General features: G+C 56.7%; 1 protein-coding gene. It reads right to left on the reverse strand.

Going from position 1 to position 921, the window contains the following annotated elements:
• Positions 1-854, reverse strand: a protein-coding gene (locus H096_RS33555; protein ID WP_141718332.1) for an IS5 family transposase whose coding sequence is annotated in 2 segments (ribosomal slippage) — positions 1-498 and positions 501-854 — 852 coding nt in all. Because the reading frame shifts where the segments join, the coding sequence is not laid out codon by codon here.
• Positions 855-921: the final 67 nt, after the last annotated feature.

The raw sequence follows: 921 nt of genomic DNA on the forward strand, positions 1-921 counted from the left end.
CTAGGCTTTGTACGAAAAGTATTGCCGCATGCAACGTAGGCTGCAGGCCAAGGTGACCATGGCTGCAAAGCTCTTGGCCAGCTTGTCATAGCGAGTGCCGATCCTGCGATTTTCTTTCAGCCAGCCAAACATCCGCTCAATGATGTTCCGTTGCCGGTATTTGGGCCGGTCAAACAGTCGGGGCAAGCCAGGTCGAGGTTTGCGCGGCATAGCGCGCAATGGGATTACCGGCTGCATTCGGTAACGGTCGCAGTACTGGCGCAGGTGCTCGGCATCGTATCCCTTGTCAGCCAGCAACCACCGGCTACGTTTACGCGGTCGTCCTGGCTTGCCAGCAATTCTTACAGCATCCAGCAGCGGCTGAGCGTGGGAGACATCACTGGCTTGTCCTGGTGAAAGCCTGAAATGCAATGGCACGCCATTGGCATCGCACACCATGTGAATCTTGGTGGTCAGACCGCTTCGACTGCGCCCCAAGGCATGGTCTAACGGTTCTTCAGGCCCCCCTTTTTCCCGGCGCCTGAAGAGGCTCGGGTTGCTCGTACTGCGGTGGAGTCGATCATCCAGGTGTCCAAGTCGATCAGTCCTTCCCGGTTCAGCCGAATATGCAGACGCTCCAGTACTCGCTCGAATGTGCCGTCGTCGCGCCAGTCACGAAAACGCTGATACACCGTTGACCAAGGCCCAAAGCGTTCAGGCAGGTCGCGCCAGGGAGCGCCCGAGCACAGGATCCACAGAATTCCGTGGAGAACCTGACGATCATCGTTGCGAGGACGGCCCATTTTCTGTTCTGGAGAAACCAAATCCTTGATCAGCTCCCATGACGCATCAGAAAGTTCGTAACGCCTTGCCATACGGGCCTCCAACCGGTCATGGCGGCAATTTTAGCCACAACGACTTTTCGTACAAAACCTAATTCGC

Source organism: Pseudomonas sp. FH1 (assembly GCF_000510895.2).
In the GTDB taxonomy this organism is placed as follows: domain Bacteria; phylum Pseudomonadota; class Gammaproteobacteria; order Pseudomonadales; family Pseudomonadaceae; genus Aquipseudomonas; species Aquipseudomonas azotoformans_A.